The sequence below is a fragment of the Synechococcus sp. CS-1329 genome (genome assembly GCF_025128055.1).
Taxonomy (GTDB): domain Bacteria; phylum Cyanobacteriota; class Cyanobacteriia; order PCC-6307; family Cyanobiaceae; genus Regnicoccus_A.
Window position 1 is genome coordinate 131391 of record NZ_JAHLYS010000033.1, and the last position, 16384, is coordinate 147774.

Below are 16384 nucleotides of genomic sequence, written 5' to 3' on the forward strand. Positions count from 1 at the left end.
TGGAGCTCTGATCAGAGCGAGTGGCCCAGCAGCCGATTCAACTCATCCGGCTTGCTGGAGCGGTTGCGGGCCTCCTCCCGGGTGATGGCTCCCTGTTTGACCAGCTCCGCAAGAGCTTTCTCCATGGTCTGCATGCCCTGCTGGCCGCCGGTCTGAATCTGCGAATAGATCTGAGCGGTTTTCGCTTCTCGGATCAGGTTTGCCAAGGCCGGCGTGTTGATCATGATCTCCTGGGCCATCACCCGGCCCCCGCTGGGGCTGGAGGACGAGCTTCTTCCGCAGAGCGTCTGGGCAAAGATCGCCGCCAGGCTGTTGCTGAGTTGGCTGCGGACCTGCGCCTGCTGGCCTGCCGGGAACACATCCACCATGCGATCCACAGTCTGGGCGGCGGAACTGGTGTGCAGGGTGGCGAACACCAGGTGACCGGTTTCGGCAGCGGTGATGGCCAGCTGAATCGTTTCGAGATCACGCATTTCCCCCACCAGAATCACATCGGGATCCTCACGTAATGCTGCCCGCAGGGCATTGCTGAAACTTTTGGTGTCCTCGTTGAGCTGACGCTGATGGATCAGGCTCCTGTCGGCGGTATAAATAAACTCGATCGGATCTTCGATCGTGATGATGTGCTCGGCCCGGCTGTGGTTGATGTGATCCAGAAGGCAGGCCAGGGTGGTGCTCTTGCCCGATCCGGTGGGGCCCGTCACCAGCACCAGCCCCGAAGGCCGCTTGGTGATGTCCACCACCACCGCAGGCAGGCCCAGCTGCCGGGGTGTGGGCACCTGGCTGTTCAGCGCCCGCATCGAGGCGGCGAAGCTGCCGCGCTGGCTGAAGACATTGATGCGGAAGCGGGCCAGATCGCGCAGGGCGTAGCCGCAATCGAGTTCCCAGGTCTGCTCCAGTTGCTGGCGCTGGCTGGCGCTGAGCATCGACAAGATCATGCGATTGCAGACTTCCTCGCTGAGGGCCTGCTGCCGCATCGGTCTGAGTTCCCCGTTGAAGCGCCCGTAGGGTTGATGACCGGCCGAGAGGTGAAGGTCGCTGCCCTTCTGCTTCACCAGCTCTTCCATCAACTCCTCGATCTGGGGCTCCATCGGGACCGCGGCGGATTGATCTGAATTCTGAGCGTCGTCGTGATGGCCGGCAACAGTCAGCCGCGCAGAGTCAGGCAGTAGGGGCACTCCAGCCATTCATCCCTGAGACCCGCCCCGCAGCCCTGGCAGGTCAAGGTGGTGAGGGCCTGGGCGCGCCGCTGCGAGTCCAGTTCGGTGTCGGTGAGCAGCATCCGCTCCACTTCCTCGAGCGTGGTCTGGCCCTGCCGCACCAGCTCCAGGCCATAGACCAGCAGCGTTTTCATGCCGCTCTGGATCGAGAGCTTGCGGATCACATCGGTGCTGGCGCCCTTGGCGATGGCGCTGGCGAGCCCGTCGTTGATGGTCAGCACCTCATAGACGCCGATGCGGCCCTTGTACCCCCGCCCCTGACAGCTGGAACAGCTGCTGCCGCCGGCTCCGGGGCCCCGCTGAGCTCTGTGGAACGTGATCGCCTGTTCCTGGCTGGCGAAGAGGCCGAAGTGGCCCAGTTCCTCCTCCCCTGGGTGATACGGCACCCGGCACGATGCGCAGACCTTGCGCAGCAGCCGCTGGGAGACGATCCCGATCAGGGAGGCACTCACCATGAAGGGTTCCACGCCCATGTCGTTGAGCCGGGCGATCGCACTGGGGGCGTCGTTGCAGTGCAGGGTGGTGAGCACCAGGTGGCCGGTCAGGGCCGCCTCGATGGCGGTCCTGGCGGTTTCGCCATCGCGGGTTTCGCCCACCAGCAGCACGTCCGGGTCCTGGCGCATGAAGGCCCGCAGGGCGGTGCTGAAGTCGTAGCCCTTGTCGCGGTTCACCTGGGTCTGGGTGATGCCCCTGAGCACGTACTCAATCGGATCCTCAACCGTCGAGATGTTGATGCCCGGTTGGTTGCGCTCCGAGAGCAATGAATAGAGCGTGGTGGACTTTCCTGATCCCGTGGGCCCGGTCACCAGCACCATGCCGAAGGGCCTTGAGCCCATCGAGCGCACGCTCTTCAAGCTGGCTGGCTCGGTGATCAGCCGGTCCAGGCCCAGGCGGGTGCTGCCGCTGTCGAGCAGACGCAGCACCACCTTCTCCCCCCAACGGCCCGGCAGGGTGCTCACCCGCAGTTCGATCGTGCGGCCGCGGAACAGGCGGCGGATGCGGCCGTCCTGGGGCATCCGCCGCTCGGCGATGTCCAGCTCGGCCATGATCTTGAGGCGTGAGGTGATCGCCGGCGCCAGGCTCCTGGGCAGCTGCTCCACTGGATGCAGCACCCCATCCTGGCGAAAGCGGATCCGCAGCCCGTCCTCCTCCGGCTCCACGTGGATGTCGCTTGACTCCGCCTCCATCGCCTGGACCAGGATGCGGTTCACCAGGCTCACCACCGGCGAGGCGTCGGAGTCCTGCAGGCTCTCCTCCAGATCCAGCTCCCGCTGGTGCCCGTCGGCAATCTCCTCCAGGCGGCTCTCGAGGCTGAGGCCCTCCAGCAGTGAGAGGCCGCTGGGCTGTGGTGCCAGGGCGGTGTCGTCGCTGGGGTGCTGGCGATGGTCAGCCATGGTCTGCTGCAGGGCCTCGCCGATCTCCTCCTCCAGGGCCAGGCGCAGCTCCGGGGTGAGGCCGCTGGCCAGCACCGACTCCTCCAGTTGCCGTCGCCGTTGGGCCGGCCAATCGCTGGGGATCGCAATCTGGAGCCGCTCCCCCTGGCGATCCAGGGGCAGAGCCAGCCACTCCCGCCACTGCTGGGCTGTGATCGTCGGACAGGCCTCAGCAGCCCGCGGATCGGCCCGTTGCAGTTCTTCGGGCCGCAGCAGCTGTTCGCCGCTGAGCAGTTCGGCCTCCAGGCGCCTGTGCTGGAGGGTCCTGGCGGCAGGAACCGGGCGTGTGCTCGAGGGGGTCATGGCCGGGGCGGGGCCGAAGGGAGCAGGTGCGGGCTTCCGCCGCTTGTGGGAGGAGCCCATCGACCAGCAACATGTTTAAGACCGATTGGCGTTGCAGTCAGCATGAGCGGCGAAGCCACTCCCTTCCCCCAGGACCTCTCCGCTGAGGCGGACTCCCTGATTCAGGACCTTGCTCAGTCGGGGGGGGACTCTCCGGCTGACACCGGCCCCCAGGAGCCGGTCTCCGGCGATCCGGCGGCTGCCGCGGCCGAGGCGGCCGGGCAACCCCCGGCCCAGCGATTGGCGGCCGAACTGGAGACCCTGCGGCGGGAGCACGAGACCCTGCGCTCCCAGTACATGCGCATCGCCGCCGACTTCGACAACTTCCGCAAGCGCCAGAGCCGCGATCAGGAGGACCTGCGCCTGCAGATCGCCTGCTCCACCCTCAGCGAGATCCTGCCGGTGGTCGACAACTTCGACCGCGCCCGCCAGCAGCTCGATCCCCAGAGCGAGGAGGCCCAGGCCCTGCACCGCAGCTACCAGAATCTCTACAAGCAGCTGGTGGAGGCCTTCAAGCAACTGGGGGTGGCCCCGATGCGGGTGGAGGGAGAACCCTTCGATCCCAACCTGCATGAAGCGGTGCTGCGGGAGCCCAGTGACCTGGTGAACGAGGACCTGGTGATCGAGGAACTCCAGCGCGGCTATCAGCTGAATGGGCGCGTGCTGCGCCATGCTCTGGTCAAAGTCTCGATGGGACCGGGCCCCGGGGCCTCGCAGGGGGCCCCGCCCCTGGCCCAGGACGGGACAGCGGGTGGTGAGGAATCCAGCTGATGGCCGAGTACTACGACCTGCTGGGGGTGTCCCGCGACGCAGACGCCGACACCCTCAAGCGGGCCTACCGACGCCTGGCCCGCCAGTACCACCCCGACATCAACAAAGAGCCCGGCGCGGAGGACCGCTTCAAGGAGATCGGCCGTGCCTACGAGGTGCTCGGTGATCCCCAGACCCGGGCTCGCTACGACCAGTTCGGGGAAGCGGGCGTGTCCGGTGCCGGCGCTCCCGACATGGGCGACATGGGCGGGTTTGCCGACCTCTTCGATACGTTCTTCAGTGGTTTCGGTGGTGCTGCAGGTGCTGGCGCTGGGGGCGCCCCTCGCCGCCGTGGCCCCCGCCAGGGGGATGACCTGCGCCTCGATCTGAGCATCAGCTTCAACGAAGCGGTCTTCGGTCAGGACAGGGAGGTGCAGATCCGCCACCTGGAAACCTGCGCCACCTGCAAGGGCAGCGGCGCCAAGAGCGGCAGCGGCCCCACCACCTGTGGCACCTGCGGCGGCCAGGGACAGGTGCGCAGGGCCACGCGCACCCCCTTCGGCAGCTTCACCCAGGTGGCCCCCTGCCCCACCTGTGAGGGAACCGGCCAGGTGATCGCCGACCCCTGCGGCGCCTGTGGCGGCCAGGGGGTCCAGCAGGTGCGCAAGAAGCTGCGGATCACCATTCCCGCCGGCGTCGATTCCGGCACCCGTTTGCGGGTGGCTGGCGAGGGCAATGCCGGCCAGCGGGGCGGCCCCGCCGGTGATCTCTACGTGTACCTGTTTGTGCAGGCCCACGACAAGCTGCGCCGCGACGGGATCCACATCCACTCCGATGTGGCGGTGAGCTACCTGCAGGCCATCCTGGGCGACACCATCGAGGTGGACACGGTGGACGGTGCGGCCACCCTGGAGATTCCAGCGGGCACCCAACCCGGCACCACCCTCACCCTCAGCGGCAAGGGCGTTCCCAAGCTGGGCAATCCGGTGGCCCGCGGCAACCACCTCTTCAACGTCAAGGTGCAGGTGCCCACCAAGCTCAGCAGCCATGAGCGGGAGCTGCTGGAGCAGCTGGCTGGCCACCATTCCAACAAGGAGCATCCCCACAAGAGCGGTCTCTTCGGCGGGCTGTTCGGTTAGCGCCATGGCCCGCCTGTGACCTTCAGCCCTGCCTCGGGCTCTCCGCCCGCGCAACCCAGCCGCCGGCTGGACCTGCGTGGTACCCCCTGCCCCCTCAACTTCATCCGCAGCCGGCTGGCGCTCGAGACGCTGGCGGCGGGCGAGTGGCTGCAGCTCGACCTCGACGCCGGCGAACCCGAGCGCATGGTGGCTGAGGGCCTGCGCCAGGAGGGGCATCGGGTTGAGCAAGGGCCCGGGGCCGCCCCGGAGACCACCGAGACGGCAGGCCAGGAGGGCGTTCAGTTGTGGATCTGCCGCCATGGGGGCTGAGGTCGGGCCCAGGGCCGAGGGGGAGAGGGCGATGGTTCAGGGTCTGGTCACCGCGATTCAGGCCAACTTCTGCCAGGTGAACCTGGAGATCCCCGGCCCCGGCGGACTGGAGCAACTGCTCTGCACCCGGCGCAGCCGGCTGGGTCAGGCGGGAACGCGCATCCATGTGGGTGATCGCGTGGGCCTGGAGGGGATCGACTGGCCGGCTGGTCGTGCCGCCGTGGGCGACCTGCTGCCGCGCACCAGCCTGCTGGGGCGTCCACCGGTGGCCAACTGCGACCGCATCGTGGTGGTCATCGCCATGGCCGAGCCCGAGCCGGATCCCGAGCAGCTCAGCCGCTTTCTGCTCACCGCCGAGCACAGCGGCCAGCCGGTGGAGGTGGTGTTCTCCAAGGCGGATCTGGTTCCTCCCGCTCAGCTCGAGAGCTGGCGGCAACGGTTGATCAGCTGGGGCTATGAGCCGATGGCGGTCAGCACAGCCAGTGGCGACGGGCTGGTCCGCCTCAGGGAGCGGCTCACCCAGCCCGGCATCGCCGTGGTCTGCGGTCCCTCGGGGGTGGGCAAGAGCAGCCTGCTCAATGCCCTGGTGCCGGCCCTGGCCCTGCGGGTGGGCCGTGTCTCGGGTCGGCTCCGGCGCGGACGCCACACCACCCGCCACGTGGAGCTCTTCCCCTTGGCCGCCGGGGCCCTGATTGCCGACACCCCTGGTTTCAACCGGCCCGAGCTGCCCCGTGATCCCGCTGTGCTGCCGGCACTGTTTCCGGAGATCGTCGCTGCCCTGCGGGAGGGTTCCTGCCGCTTCAGCAATTGCCAGCATCGCGGGGATCCCGGCTGCCGGGTGGGCACCGGCTGGGATCGCTACGCCTTCTATGCCGAGGCCCTGGCGGAGTTGCAGCTGGCCAGCGCTGCGGCTCTGGAAAGCCGCCCCCAGCGGCCCTCCAACCGGCTTTCCCGCCGCCGTCAGCGTCAGCAGGCTCCGGATCTGGGCTGATCGGATGGTCGATCGTCCTGGGTTGCTTCAGCCCCCCAGGCCGGGCAGGTTGAGGCCACCGGTGAGTTCCTCCATTCGCTCCTTCATCGTGCCGGTGGAGACGTCGTAGGCGGCCTTGAGGGCCTCGAGGGTGGCGGCTTCGGCCACCTCGGCGCCATCGGCCAGCAGTTCGGGGGAGAGCCGCACCTTCAGCGGTTGCTGATTGCCGGTCAGCCAGACACTGGCGCGGCCATCAGCGCTGCTGCCCTCCAGTTCCATGGCATCGAGCTCCTCCTGGAGCTTCTGGGCATCCTGCTGGATCTGCTGGGCCTTGCGGAAGGCTTCGGTCAGCTGTCCGAAGTTGGGGAGTCCGAAGCCGGCCATGCAGGAATCAAGAGCGCTGGTTCAGGCTACGCCGCAAGGGAAGTCTCCCAGGCGCTTCACCTCGGTGTGCAGCTCGATGCCGTGGGCGCTGAAGACCCGCTGCTGCACCAGCCGGATCAGTTGCTCGATGTCGCCGGCAGAGGCGCCGCCGGTGTTGACGATGAAATTGGCATGGATCGGCGAGACCATGGCCCCTCCGAGCGCCAGACCCTTGAGCCCCAGCTGCTCGATCAGCTGGCCGGCCTTGCGTGGCTCCGGGTTGCGGAAGACGCTGCCACAGCTGGGTTGCTGGTAGGGCTGGCTGCTGGTGCGGCTGGAGAGGTTGGCGCTGGTGCGCCGGCTGATCTCGGCGGGCTCATGGCCGGAGCTGAGGCGAAACCTGGCCGAGAGCACCAGCAGGGGTTCCCGCTGCAGGCGGCTGTGGCGGTAGGCGAAGTCCAGCTCGCTGGCCTGCAGCACGAAAGGGTCGCCCTCGCCGCTGGGATCGAGCACCGTGACCTCCTGGAGCCAGTCCGCCGTGCAGCCCCCCTGGGCGCCGGCATTCATCACGGCGGCACCGCCCACGGTGCCGGGGATGCCCACCGCCCACTCCAGGCCGCTCAGGCCAGCGCGGGCCGCCTTGCGCGCCAGGGTCGGGATCGGCTCTCCGGCCTGGGCCTCCACCAGACCGCTGGCCGCATCGATCACGCTGCCCTGCAGCTTGCGGTTGCAGAGGGTCAGTCCCGCCAGGCCGCCATCGCTCACCAGCAGGTTCGAACCGGCTCCGATCAAACGCAGGGGCAGGCCCCCGGCCAGGGCCCAGCGGGCCAGGGCCATCAGCTCATCGCCGCTGGCCGGTTCAGCGAACCATTCAGCCGGGCCGCCCACCTTCCAGGTGGTGTAGTCGGCCAGGGAGACCTGGCTCAGGGCTGGCGCGTGGGCCGGGGTGAGGGGCACGGTTCAGGCCGCCACTCGGGCGGTGGGCGCATCGGGTGCATCGGGCGACTTCAGTGGCTCGAGGGCCTCAAGTCGAGACCAGAGGCCGTTCACATCGCCCGCTCCCATCACCAGCACCAGATCGCCGGGCTGGCTGCTGCGCACCACCTGTTCAGCCAGCTGGTCCAGGCTGCCGCTCACCTTCAGTGGCAGCTCAGGCCGGAGTTGGTGTAGGCAATCGGCCAGGATCTGGCTGTCGACACCGGGAATGGGCGCTTCGCCGGCGGCGTAGAGCGGAGCGAGCAACACCGTGTCGGCGAGGGCGAGGGCAGCGGCGAACGCATCCAGGAATTCGGCGGTGCGGCTGTAGCGGTGGGGCTGGAACACGGCCACCAACCGCTGGGGCACCTCCGGCAGGGGGCTGCGGCCGCTGGTCACCATCAGGCGGGCCATGTGCAGCGTGGCCTCCACTTCGCTGGGGTGGTGGGCGTAGTCATCGACCACCTGGCGGCCGGCCCAGCCACCGCGAAAGTCGAAGCGGCGCCCCGGGGAGCGCAGGGTTTCCATCGCCGTGGCCAGGGCGCCGAAGGGCACCCCCTCGAGGCGGCAGGCCGCCAGGGCGGCGGTGGCGTTGCTGAGGTTGTGACGGCCGGGCAGGGGCAGGTTGAAACGCCCCACCAGCTCCCCGCTTTCGTAGAAGTCGGCCACGGTGCCCTCTCCGTGCTCCTCCACGGCCAGGGCGGCGAACTCCACCCCCTCGCTGCGCTCGTTGGACCACCAGGCTCCGGGCTGGAAGTGCTGGCTGAGCACCGGACAGTCGGCATTGGCCAGCAGGGAGCCGCAGCCGGCGGCGAAGCGCTGGAGCGTCTGGATCAGAGCCTCGAGGTCGGGGTAGTGATCGGTGTGATCAAGCTCCAGGTTGGTGATCAGCCCGAGGCTGGATCTGAACTTCACCAGGGAGCCGTCGGATTCATCGGCCTCCGCCACCAGCACCCGACCCTGGCCGCTGCGGGCATTGCTCTGAAAGGCGGGCACGATGCCCCCGATCACGGCGGTGGGGTCCTGGTCGGTGGCCGCCAGCAGGGTGGCGATCAAGGTGCTGGTGGTGGTCTTGCCATGGCTGCCGGCCACAGCGATCGAGGGCTGGGCGTTGATCAGAGCCGCCAGCACATCAGAGCGGTGGCAGATGGTCAGCCCGGCTTGGCGCGCCGCCATCAGCTCGGGATTGCTCTCCGGCACCGCTGTGCTGATCACCACCAGCGCTGAGCTGCCGCCCTCTTGGCCGAGGGTGGCGATGGTGCCGGCGTCCTGTTGGCTGAACACCCGCACCCCACGGCGGCGCAGGGATTCCAGCACCGGACTGTCGCGGGTGTCAGACCCACTCACCCGAAAACCGCGGTCCGCCAGGATTCCGGCCAGAGCCGACATTCCAATGCCGCCGACCCCGATGAAGTGATGCGGAGCCCGGTGGTCGAGCAGCGGTGCCAAAAGCGTCTCCATGCGGACCCGAAGGTAGATGGTGACGCTGCGCTTGTCTCTCCCTGTTTAACGCTTGTTTGGTTCCGCCAAGGAATGCGCCGGCGGAGCGGCTCCAGGAGAGGGGAGACCATTTCTGTATGATCGGCAGCCAAACTCCCCTTGTCAACGGGTTTCCCGTTCCTGCCATGACCCTGCGCGTTGCGATCAATGGATTCGGCCGGATCGGTCGCAACTTCATGCGTTGTTGGCTCAGCCGTGGCGAAAATACCGGGATTGAGGTGGTGGGCCTCAATGACACTTCTGATCCGCACACCAATGCCCACTTGCTCGAGTATGACTCGATGCTGGGCAAGATCCGCGACACGGTGGTTGGCTATACCAATGACACGATCACGGTTAACGGAAAGTCGATCAAGTGCATCTCCGATCGTAATCCTCTCAACTTGCCCTGGAAAGACTGGGGTGTTGATCTGGTGATCGAAGCTACAGGTGTTTTCATTGATACTGAAGGAGCTGGCAAGCACCTCAAGGCCGGAGCCAAAAAAGTCTTGATCACCGCCCCGGGGAAGGGTGAAGGCATCGGCACCTTCGTTGTTGGGGTCAACCACGAGGATTACCGTCACGACGACTTCGACGTGATCAGCAACGCCAGCTGCACCACCAACTGCATGGCTCCTCTGGTCAAGGTGCTGGACCAGTCCTTCGGCATCGTCAAGGGCACGATGACCACCACCCACAGCTACACCGGTGACCAGCGCATTCTGGATGCCAGCCACCGCGATCTTCGCCGTGCCCGCGCCGCCGCCATCAACATTGTTCCCACCTCCACCGGGGCTGCCAAGGCCGTGGCTCTGGTCTACCCACCGATGAAGGGAAAGCTGAACGGCATCGCCATGCGCGTGCCCACCCCCAACGTGTCAGTGGTCGACCTGGTGTTGGAAGTCAGCCGCGGCACCAGCCGTGAAGAGGTCAACGCAGTGCTCAAGGAAGCCTCTGAGAAGGGCATGAAGGGCATCATCAAATATTCCGATCTGCCCCTGGTTTCCTCCGACCACGCCGGCACCGATGAATCAACCATCGTCGACGCCGATCTCACCCTGGTGATGGGCGACAACATGGTCAAGGTCATCGCCTGGTACGACAACGAGTGGGGGTATAGCCAGCGGGTGGTCGATCTGGCCGAACTGGTGGCCAAGAACTGGAAGTGAATCCAGCGTTCTGAGTGAATCAATTGAGCCGTCCTGCAGGGGACGGCTTTTTGATGGCCCCGAGCCGGGGTCCAGAGGGGCTCCCTGCGCTCACTCAGTGAAAATGTGTGAAGCCTTTGCTGTCGTCCGCCAGGGGTGAACCGCTGTCGGCCCAGCGCAGCAGCCCCGATCCCGGGGTCAGTGCTCCGATTCGGCGGCTCCCGGGCAGAGCCGTGATCAGCCGCTGCGCCCAGGCGGGATCGAGGGCCAGCACCAGTTCGAAGTCTTCGCCGCCGCCCAGGCACCAGGATCCGGCCCCAGCCAGGGCTGCCATCTCGGGGTCCAGCGGCAGCTGCTCGCGCTCCAGCAGAGCGTCGCAGTGGCTTCCCCGGGCCAGGGCCTTCAACGCTGCCGCCAGCCCATCGCTGCTGTCGGTGCCGCCCACCCTCCAGGGGCCGTCCATGGGTTGGCAGCAGGCCAGCACTTCCACGACATCCAGCCGGGGCCGGGGCCTGCGGTGCGCCTGAACGGCCCGCTCCAGCAGGGTTGGCGAGGCCTGACGCCAGTCGGGAGTTCCCGCAGATGGGACCTCCTGCAGCAGTGCCGCGAGCCCCAGCCGACTGAGGCCATGGGTTCCGGTGCTCACCAGGGCATCACCGGCTCGGCCATCCCGGCGGCGGATCGGCCCGTGGGCTCCCAGCCGTCCCAGGGCCGTGATGGCCAGCAGCCGCTGGCTGCCGCCACTGCAGTCGCCCCCCAGCAGCGTGCCGCCATAGCACTCCAAAGCGGCGCTCAGCCCCTGATACACCCCCTCCACCCAGGCCCAGGGGGTGGTCGCGGGCGCCACCAGGGCCACCGTCAGCCCCAGCACCTCCGCGCAGCCCATGGCCGCCAGGTCCGAGAGGTTGGCCGCCGCCGCCCGCCAGCCCACATCGGTGGCAGCCATCGTGGCATCACTGAAATGGATGCCCTCCACCAGCACATCGCTGTTGACCACCAGGGCGGTCTGCCAGCGGTCCTGCAGCAGGGCGGCGTCATCGTTGAACTGACCGGGGGGAGCGAAGGCGGCCAGCCGCTCGATCAGCTCCCATTCGCCCAGATCGGCCAGGGTGGGCGCTCGGCTGTCGCCCTCAGGCATGGGGCCGCAGGTTCTCGGCCCCCTCCACCACAGTCACCTTGACGATGCCATCGTCGGCGGTGAGCTCCTGGAGCACATCGAAGCCCTCCACCACATAGCCGAAGGCGGCATAGCGACCGTCGATCAAATTGAGACCGGCCGGGGTCAGTTCCGCCTCGAACAGGAAGAGGAAGAACTGGGAGGAGCCATCGTCCAGGGCGTTGTCAGAGTGGGCCCAGCCCAGGGTTCCCTTGGTGGCGAAAGGCAGCACCGGTGTGGCCTTGAACAGGCCGAGGTCTTCGAAGGTCTGGTTGTAGAAGGGCTTGCTCTGGCCGGGCACCATGATCTCCAGCGGCACCTGCCGCTCCTGGCCGGAGGCATCCACGTAGCCGCTGGCCGGTCCTTTGGGATCACCGGTCTGCAGCACGTAGAAATCCTCGGCGCGGATGAAGGGGAGGTTGTCGTAGAAGCCCCGCTGCACCAGGTCGACGAAGGCTCCGGCGGTGAGCGGTGCGTTGTAGCCATCCACCACGGCGCTGAGGTCGCCTTTGCTGGTGGTGATCTTCACGGTGGCGCGACCCAGCAGCCGGGGCAGGTCGGCGAACTCCTCAGGAATCTCGAAGGGGAAGGGCCCCACCAGCAGAGCTTCGGCTTCACCGATGGTGCTCAGGGCCAGTCGGCGGGTGCTCAGGAAGGTCTCGCGGTCCTGCCGCTCGGCAGCTTCGGCCACGGCCTGCAATTCCGTCTCAAGGTCGGCGAGCAGAGCGGTGGCCTGGTCGCGCTGTTCGGGCTGGAAGGCCTCCAGCAGAACGCCGCGCCGTCCACTCAGCTGCGCCTGAGCCCTGCGGACTTTGCCGGTGAGCGCGTTCCAGCGCTTGGCCCGCAGGTCGTCGCTGCTGTCCTCGAGGCGATGTTGCAGCTTCTGAAGATCCGGCTGATCGATCGGCAGAGCGTTGCGCAGCAGGGCGGTTGGATCGGTGACGGCGTTCCCCGGTGGCAGGGCCGCCAGCACGGGGCTGACCCGGCTGAAGCTGGCGCTGCACCCCAGCACCAGGGCCAGCAGCAGCAGCGCCATGGTCCGCCAGGGACTGCGGCGCTGCGGCCTGAACTGGTGCTGGTCAGGCCGGAGGGCCTGTGGGTGCTGCGAACTCCTGTTCATGGCTGTCTCTTCCGGTCTCCGGGCGATCTGCCGATCCTCGGACTTTGGCACAGCTCACCGGGGCCCAGAGCCAGTCCCACAGGGGGGTTCGACGGCCAGCCGTACAATCCCGCTCACCCGTTCCGCCGGAATGATCTCGAGCAACGACTTCCGAACTGGCACCACCATCGAGCTCGATGGACAGGTCTGGAGGGTCGTCGAGTTCCTGCACGTCAAGCCTGGCAAGGGATCCGCCTTCGTGCGCACCAAGCTCAAGGCCGTTCAGAGCGGCAGCGTGGTGGAGAAGACCTTTCGCGCCGGCGAAACCGTTGCCCAGGCCCAGCTGGAGAAATCCACCCTGCAACACACCTACATGGAGGCGGACGAGTACGTCTTCATGGACATGTCCTCCTACGAGGAGACCCGCCTCACCGCCAAGCAGATCGGGGATGGGCGCAAATATCTCAAAGAGGGCATGGAGGTGAATGTGGTGGCCTGGAACGGTTCCCCGCTCGAAGTGGAGCTTCCCAACTCCGTGGTGCTCGAGGTCACCCAGACCGATCCGGGGGTCAAGGGTGACACCGCCACGGGGGGGACCAAGCCCGCCATCGTCGAGACCGGCGCCCAGGTGATGGTGCCCCTGTTCATCACCATCGGCGAAAAGATCAAGATCGATACTCGCAACGACAGCTATCTCGGCCGGGAGTCCTGATTGCCATGCAGCTCGACAACGACCAACTGCAGAGCCTGCTGATCTTTCTGGAGCAGAGTGACATCCAGGAGCTGAAGCTTGAGGGTGACGACTTCCGCCTGGAGGTGCGTCGCAACCTGCCGGCCCCGCTGGCCCCAGCTCCGGCCCCGCTGCCGGCTTCTGCTCCCACCTCAGTCGCACCCATGCCGGCTTCCGCCGGCGTCACGGCCCCGTCCAGCCCGCCGCCGTCCCCATCGGCGCTCCGGGCCGACCTGGTGGATATCACGGCCCCGATGGTGGGCACCTTCTACCGATCCCCCTCGCCTGCCGATCCCCCCTTCGTGGAGATCGGCAGCCGCATCGGCGTCGGTCAGCCCGTGTGCATCCTTGAGGCCATGAAGCTGATGAATGAGCTGGAGGCGGAAGTCAGCGGAGAGCTGGTGGAGATCCTGGTGGAGAACGGCACACCGGTGGAATTCGGCCAGGTGCTGCTGCGGGTCAAGCCCGGCTGAGTCAGCCCAGCTCCGAGGCGGTCTCCAGGGCCGCCAGCATGCTGTCGGCGCGGGCCAGGCCTGAGCCGGCGATGTCGAAGCCTGTGCCGTGATCCGGTGAGGTGCGCAGAAAGGGCAGCCCCAGGCTGGTGTTCACGGCCGCATCAAAGGCCAGCAGCTTGACGGGAATCAGCCCCTGATCGTGATAGAGCGCCAGGTAGCCATCGGCGCCCTGCCCCTCGCCCCGCCAGGCGGCCGCGGCCCCCAGCCAGCAGCTGTCTGGAGGCAAGGGTCCCGTCAAGGTCACGCTGGGGTGCCGCTGCTGCCAGCTGTTCAGCAGGGGGATCAGCCAGTCCTGTTCCTCCAGGCCCAGCTGGCCGCCTTCGCCGGCATGGGGGTTCAGACCGGCCACCGTCAGCCTGGGTTGGGGCTCGAAGCGTTGGCAGAACGCCAGCAGCATCTCCAGCTGATGCTCCACCAGGGCTGGGGTGAGCGCCTGGGGCACCTGGGCCAGGGGGATGTGGGTGGTGGCCAGCAGGGTGTTCAGCCGCCAGTGCCCACCTGGTGAGCGGGCGGTGAACAGCATGGAGGCCCGCTCCCGTCCGCAGAGTTCCGCCAGCCGCTCGGTCTGGCCGGGATAGCGATGGCCGGCGGCGTGCCAGGCATGCTTGGCGATCGGTGCGGTGGTCAGTGCCCGGGCCTGGCCGCTGAGCACCAGATCCACCGCCGCGCTCAGCCAGTCAAAACTGGCGGCACCACTGGCGGCCGCCCCCTGGCCCGGGATGACCTCCCCCCGCAGGGGGAGGTCGAGAATGGGGTAGTCGCCGGGATCGGCCAGCGGCGTGGCGCTGCGCTTGCGCAGGTCGATGTAGGTCTGCTCCAGCCAGCGGCGACAGCCCACCAGATGCACAGGGATGGCTCCGCCCCGCGCCTGCAGGGCGGCCAGCGCCTTGAGGGTCACCTCGGCGCCGATGCCGGCTGGATCCCCGAGGGCCAGGGCGATCACCGCTTGATTAGCGTTGTTGTCGGTGGATTGGAGTGTCATGATCCGCTGGTTGCTTCTGGGGGGACTGGTGTTTGGCCTGACTCAGGGGCTGCAGAAGCAATGGGTGGTGATCGATTGGTGCCGCCTGAAGGCTGACCTGAGCATCCCCAGCCTCAGCATTCTTCAGCCCCTGGCGGCTCCGGTGTGCCCTGAGGAGGAGGAGCCCGCCTCCCGCTGAAGGGCCTGCTCCTCCTGCAGGGAGGCCCTGAATCCCTCCCGGTAGCTGGGATAGAGCAGCTTGTAGCCGAGCTCGATGCAGAGCCGCCGGTTGCTGGTGCGCCGGTTCTCGCTCCAGAAGCTGCGGGCCATGGGGCTGAGGCTGTCCTGGATCCGCCCGTAGGTCTCCACCTCCGGCAACGGGCAGTGCAGCAGATGGGCGGCGTAGCCCAGGGTTTCACTGGAGGGGCAGGGCCTGTCGTCCGCCACGTTCAACAGCGCCGGCCGCTGGCCGGCTGGCAGGGCCAGGTTGTGCAGCAGGGCACCAGTGATGTCATCGACGTGGATGCGGCTGAACACCTGGGCGGGTTTGTGGATCAGGCGGCTGCTGCCGGCGCGCAGGCCGTTGAACGGGCAGCGCCCTGGTCCGTAGATCGCCGGCAGGCGGAACACCTGCAGGGGCAGACCGCTGGCCTGCCATGCCTGCTCGCAGGCCAGGCGTGCGCGGCTGCGGGCCAGCCCTGGGTTGGGCGTATCGCTCTCCTCGACCCAGGCGCCGCCGCGATCGCCATAGACGCCGGAGGTGGAGAGGTAGCCCAGCCACTGCAGCGACAGGCCGGCCAGGCTGGCCCCCAGGCTCTCCAGCACCGGATCCCTGCCGTCACGGCCAGGGGGAACCGTGACCAGCACATGGGTCACGCCCTCCAGAGCGGCGGGCTCGATCCCCGGCCTGAGCGCACTGGCGAAGGGCAGCGAACGGATCCCTTCACCGAGCATGGGATCGCCGTCGGGGCGGTGGCTGATCAGCACCGGCATGCCGGTGGCGGCCACGGCCGCGGCGAAGCGCCGGCCGCTGTAGCCGCCCCCCAGCACCAGCATCCGGCCGGAGGCCCCCCTCCAGGGGCCGCGGTTGACAACGGCATTCACCATGAGTACACCTGTATCACTGCTCAGCTGCGTCGATGGCCGCCTCCAGCTTCTCTCCGCCCCGTCCCCTCCCCGCCTGGCGGGCAGGAGCCGGCTGGTTCCGCTCCCGCTCCTGGAGTCTTCCTCGCCCCCTCCGGGTCTTCTTTCCCTGGCTGGTGGTGGCCCTGGTGCTCACGGCCGCTCTGGTGGCGCCTGAGCAGCCCGAGCAGCTCGCGGCCCTCTGCGAGCGCCACAACGGACCCGCCGCCTGCCGCGTCTGGTGACGGGCGAGGGTTGGCTTCAGGCTGCCTGCAGGCTCATGGCGGCTCCCTGGGACAGGGGGGAAGGCTGGCTCGCCGCCGTCGGTTCAGGAGTGGCCCACTGCAGCAGGCGTACGGCCAGGCGCAGGTCACCATCCGTCCAGGCCCGGATCGCCATCGCCCGGCGCGGGTCGTAGAAGCGCTGGCGCCGATACCAGTCGAAGGCGTCGGCATCGCTCTTGTGCCCGTTGCAGCCCAGGCAGGCGGGAACACAGTTTTCGGTGACGCTCAGGCCGCCGCGGCAGCGTGGTAGCACGTGATCAATCGACTCGGAGCGATTGCCGCAATAAATACAGCGATGTTGGGTTTGTTTGTGCAGGGATTGTCTCCAGCGTCTGACACGCAACTTGGGGCAGAGATCCTCAAGGAAAACCGCATCCCTGACCTGCATT

At 67.7% G+C, this 16384-nt stretch carries 18 protein-coding genes; 8 read left to right on the forward strand and 10 right to left on the reverse strand.

The window, feature by feature from the left end:
- Window positions 1–11: 11 nt before the first annotated feature.
- Entirely contained in the window at window positions 12–1091 is a 1080-nt protein-coding gene (locus KQ304_RS07365) for a type IV pilus twitching motility protein PilT (RefSeq protein ID WP_259736454.1), read from the reverse strand.
- A 56-nt stretch (window positions 1092–1147) separates the two neighbouring features.
- Window positions 1148–2956, reverse strand: a complete 1809-nt coding sequence (locus KQ304_RS07370) for a GspE/PulE family protein (RefSeq protein WP_259736455.1) — start codon at window positions 2954–2956, stop codon at window positions 1148–1150.
- A 102-nt stretch (window positions 2957–3058) separates the two neighbouring features.
- Here KQ304_RS07370 and grpE point away from each other — a divergent pair, with 102 nt between their 5' ends.
- Genes grpE through rsgA form a run of 4 tightly spaced genes read left to right on the forward strand, consistent with a single transcriptional unit; the run spans window position 3059 to window position 6184 of the window.
- Window positions 3059–3766 carry a nucleotide exchange factor GrpE gene (grpE, locus tag KQ304_RS07375; RefSeq protein ID WP_259736456.1) on the forward strand — a complete coding sequence of 236 codons (708 nt, stop codon included), beginning with the start codon at window positions 3059–3061 and terminating at the stop codon, window positions 3764–3766.
- Window positions 3766–4884 (forward strand): molecular chaperone DnaJ, encoded by a 1119-nt coding sequence (gene dnaJ, locus KQ304_RS07380; protein WP_259736457.1) that lies wholly within the window; start codon window positions 3766–3768, stop codon window positions 4882–4884. Before grpE ends, dnaJ begins: the two co-directional genes overlap by 1 nt.
- Before the next feature lie 15 nt (window positions 4885–4899).
- Window positions 4900–5193 (forward strand): sulfurtransferase TusA family protein, encoded by a 294-nt coding sequence (locus KQ304_RS07385; protein WP_259736458.1) that lies wholly within the window; start codon window positions 4900–4902, stop codon window positions 5191–5193.
- Window positions 5183–6184, forward strand: coding sequence for a ribosome small subunit-dependent GTPase A (gene rsgA / locus KQ304_RS07390; RefSeq protein WP_259736459.1), 1002 nt, complete (start codon window positions 5183–5185; stop codon window positions 6182–6184). The genes KQ304_RS07385 and rsgA overlap by 11 nt, the downstream gene beginning before the upstream one ends.
- A 27-nt stretch (window positions 6185–6211) precedes the next feature.
- Here rsgA and KQ304_RS07395 read toward each other — a convergent pair whose 3' ends face one another.
- Genes KQ304_RS07395 through murC form a run of 3 tightly spaced genes read right to left on the reverse strand, consistent with a single transcriptional unit; the run spans window position 6212 to window position 8950 of the window.
- Window positions 6212–6547, reverse strand: a complete 336-nt coding sequence (locus KQ304_RS07395) for a YbaB/EbfC family nucleoid-associated protein (RefSeq protein WP_259736460.1) — start codon at window positions 6545–6547, stop codon at window positions 6212–6214.
- A gap of 21 nt (window positions 6548–6568) precedes the next feature.
- Window positions 6569–7483: a UDP-N-acetylmuramate dehydrogenase gene (gene murB / locus KQ304_RS07400; RefSeq protein ID WP_259736461.1), complete on the reverse strand. Its 915-nt coding sequence runs from the start codon at window positions 7481–7483 to the stop codon at window positions 6569–6571.
- Window positions 7484–7486: 3 nt separating this feature from the next.
- The gene (gene murC / locus KQ304_RS07405; protein ID WP_259736565.1) at window positions 7487–8950 is read right to left on the reverse strand and encodes a UDP-N-acetylmuramate--L-alanine ligase; all 1464 of its coding nucleotides are present in this window, start codon (window positions 8948–8950) and stop codon (window positions 7487–7489) included.
- 176 nt (window positions 8951–9126) lie between these two features.
- Here murC and KQ304_RS07410 point away from each other — a divergent pair, with 176 nt between their 5' ends.
- Entirely contained in the window at window positions 9127–10149 is a 1023-nt protein-coding gene (locus KQ304_RS07410) for a type I glyceraldehyde-3-phosphate dehydrogenase (RefSeq protein ID WP_259736462.1), read from the forward strand.
- 94 nt (window positions 10150–10243) lie between these two features.
- Here the strand turns inward: KQ304_RS07410 and thiL are convergent, their stop codons facing one another.
- Both thiL and KQ304_RS07420 read right to left on the reverse strand, forming a co-directional pair.
- Window positions 10244–11266 carry a thiamine-phosphate kinase gene (thiL, locus tag KQ304_RS07415; RefSeq protein WP_259736463.1) on the reverse strand — a complete coding sequence of 341 codons (1023 nt, stop codon included), beginning with the start codon at window positions 11264–11266 and terminating at the stop codon, window positions 10244–10246.
- A complete protein-coding gene (locus KQ304_RS07420; protein WP_259736464.1) occupies window positions 11259–12320 on the reverse strand; it encodes a peptidylprolyl isomerase in 1062 nt (353 codons plus the stop codon). Before KQ304_RS07420 ends, thiL begins: the two co-directional genes overlap by 8 nt.
- A gap of 214 nt (window positions 12321–12534) precedes the next feature.
- Here KQ304_RS07420 and efp point away from each other — a divergent pair, with 214 nt between their 5' ends.
- Window positions 12535–13095 carry an elongation factor P gene (gene efp / locus KQ304_RS07425; protein WP_255107401.1) on the forward strand — a complete coding sequence of 187 codons (561 nt, stop codon included), beginning with the start codon at window positions 12535–12537 and terminating at the stop codon, window positions 13093–13095.
- Window positions 13096–13100: 5 nt separating this feature from the next.
- Entirely contained in the window at window positions 13101–13586 is a 486-nt protein-coding gene (gene accB, locus KQ304_RS07430) for an acetyl-CoA carboxylase biotin carboxyl carrier protein (protein WP_259736465.1), read from the forward strand.
- Window position 13587: 1 nt separating this feature from the next.
- On the opposite strand, the gene pdxA is transcribed toward accB, so the two are convergent.
- Together pdxA and KQ304_RS07440 are read right to left on the reverse strand one after the other, a co-directional pair.
- Window positions 13588–14610, reverse strand: a complete 1023-nt coding sequence (gene pdxA / locus KQ304_RS07435; protein ID WP_259736466.1) for a 4-hydroxythreonine-4-phosphate dehydrogenase PdxA — start codon at window positions 14608–14610, stop codon at window positions 13588–13590.
- Between the two features lie 123 nt (window positions 14611–14733).
- Window positions 14734–15696, reverse strand: a complete 963-nt coding sequence (locus KQ304_RS07440; RefSeq protein WP_259736467.1) for an SDR family NAD(P)-dependent oxidoreductase — start codon at window positions 15694–15696, stop codon at window positions 14734–14736.
- Window positions 15697–15728: 32 nt separating this feature from the next.
- On the opposite strand from KQ304_RS07440, the gene KQ304_RS07445 reads away from it, so the two are divergent.
- Complete coding sequence (locus KQ304_RS07445; protein WP_259736468.1) at window positions 15729–15956, forward strand: hypothetical protein; 228 nt, start codon at window positions 15729–15731, stop codon at window positions 15954–15956.
- A 16-nt stretch (window positions 15957–15972) separates the two neighbouring features.
- Here KQ304_RS07445 and KQ304_RS07450 read toward each other — a convergent pair whose 3' ends face one another.
- Window positions 15973–16383 (reverse strand): HNH endonuclease, encoded by a 411-nt coding sequence (locus KQ304_RS07450; protein WP_259736566.1) that lies wholly within the window; start codon window positions 16381–16383, stop codon window positions 15973–15975.
- Window position 16384 lies beyond the last annotated feature (1 nt).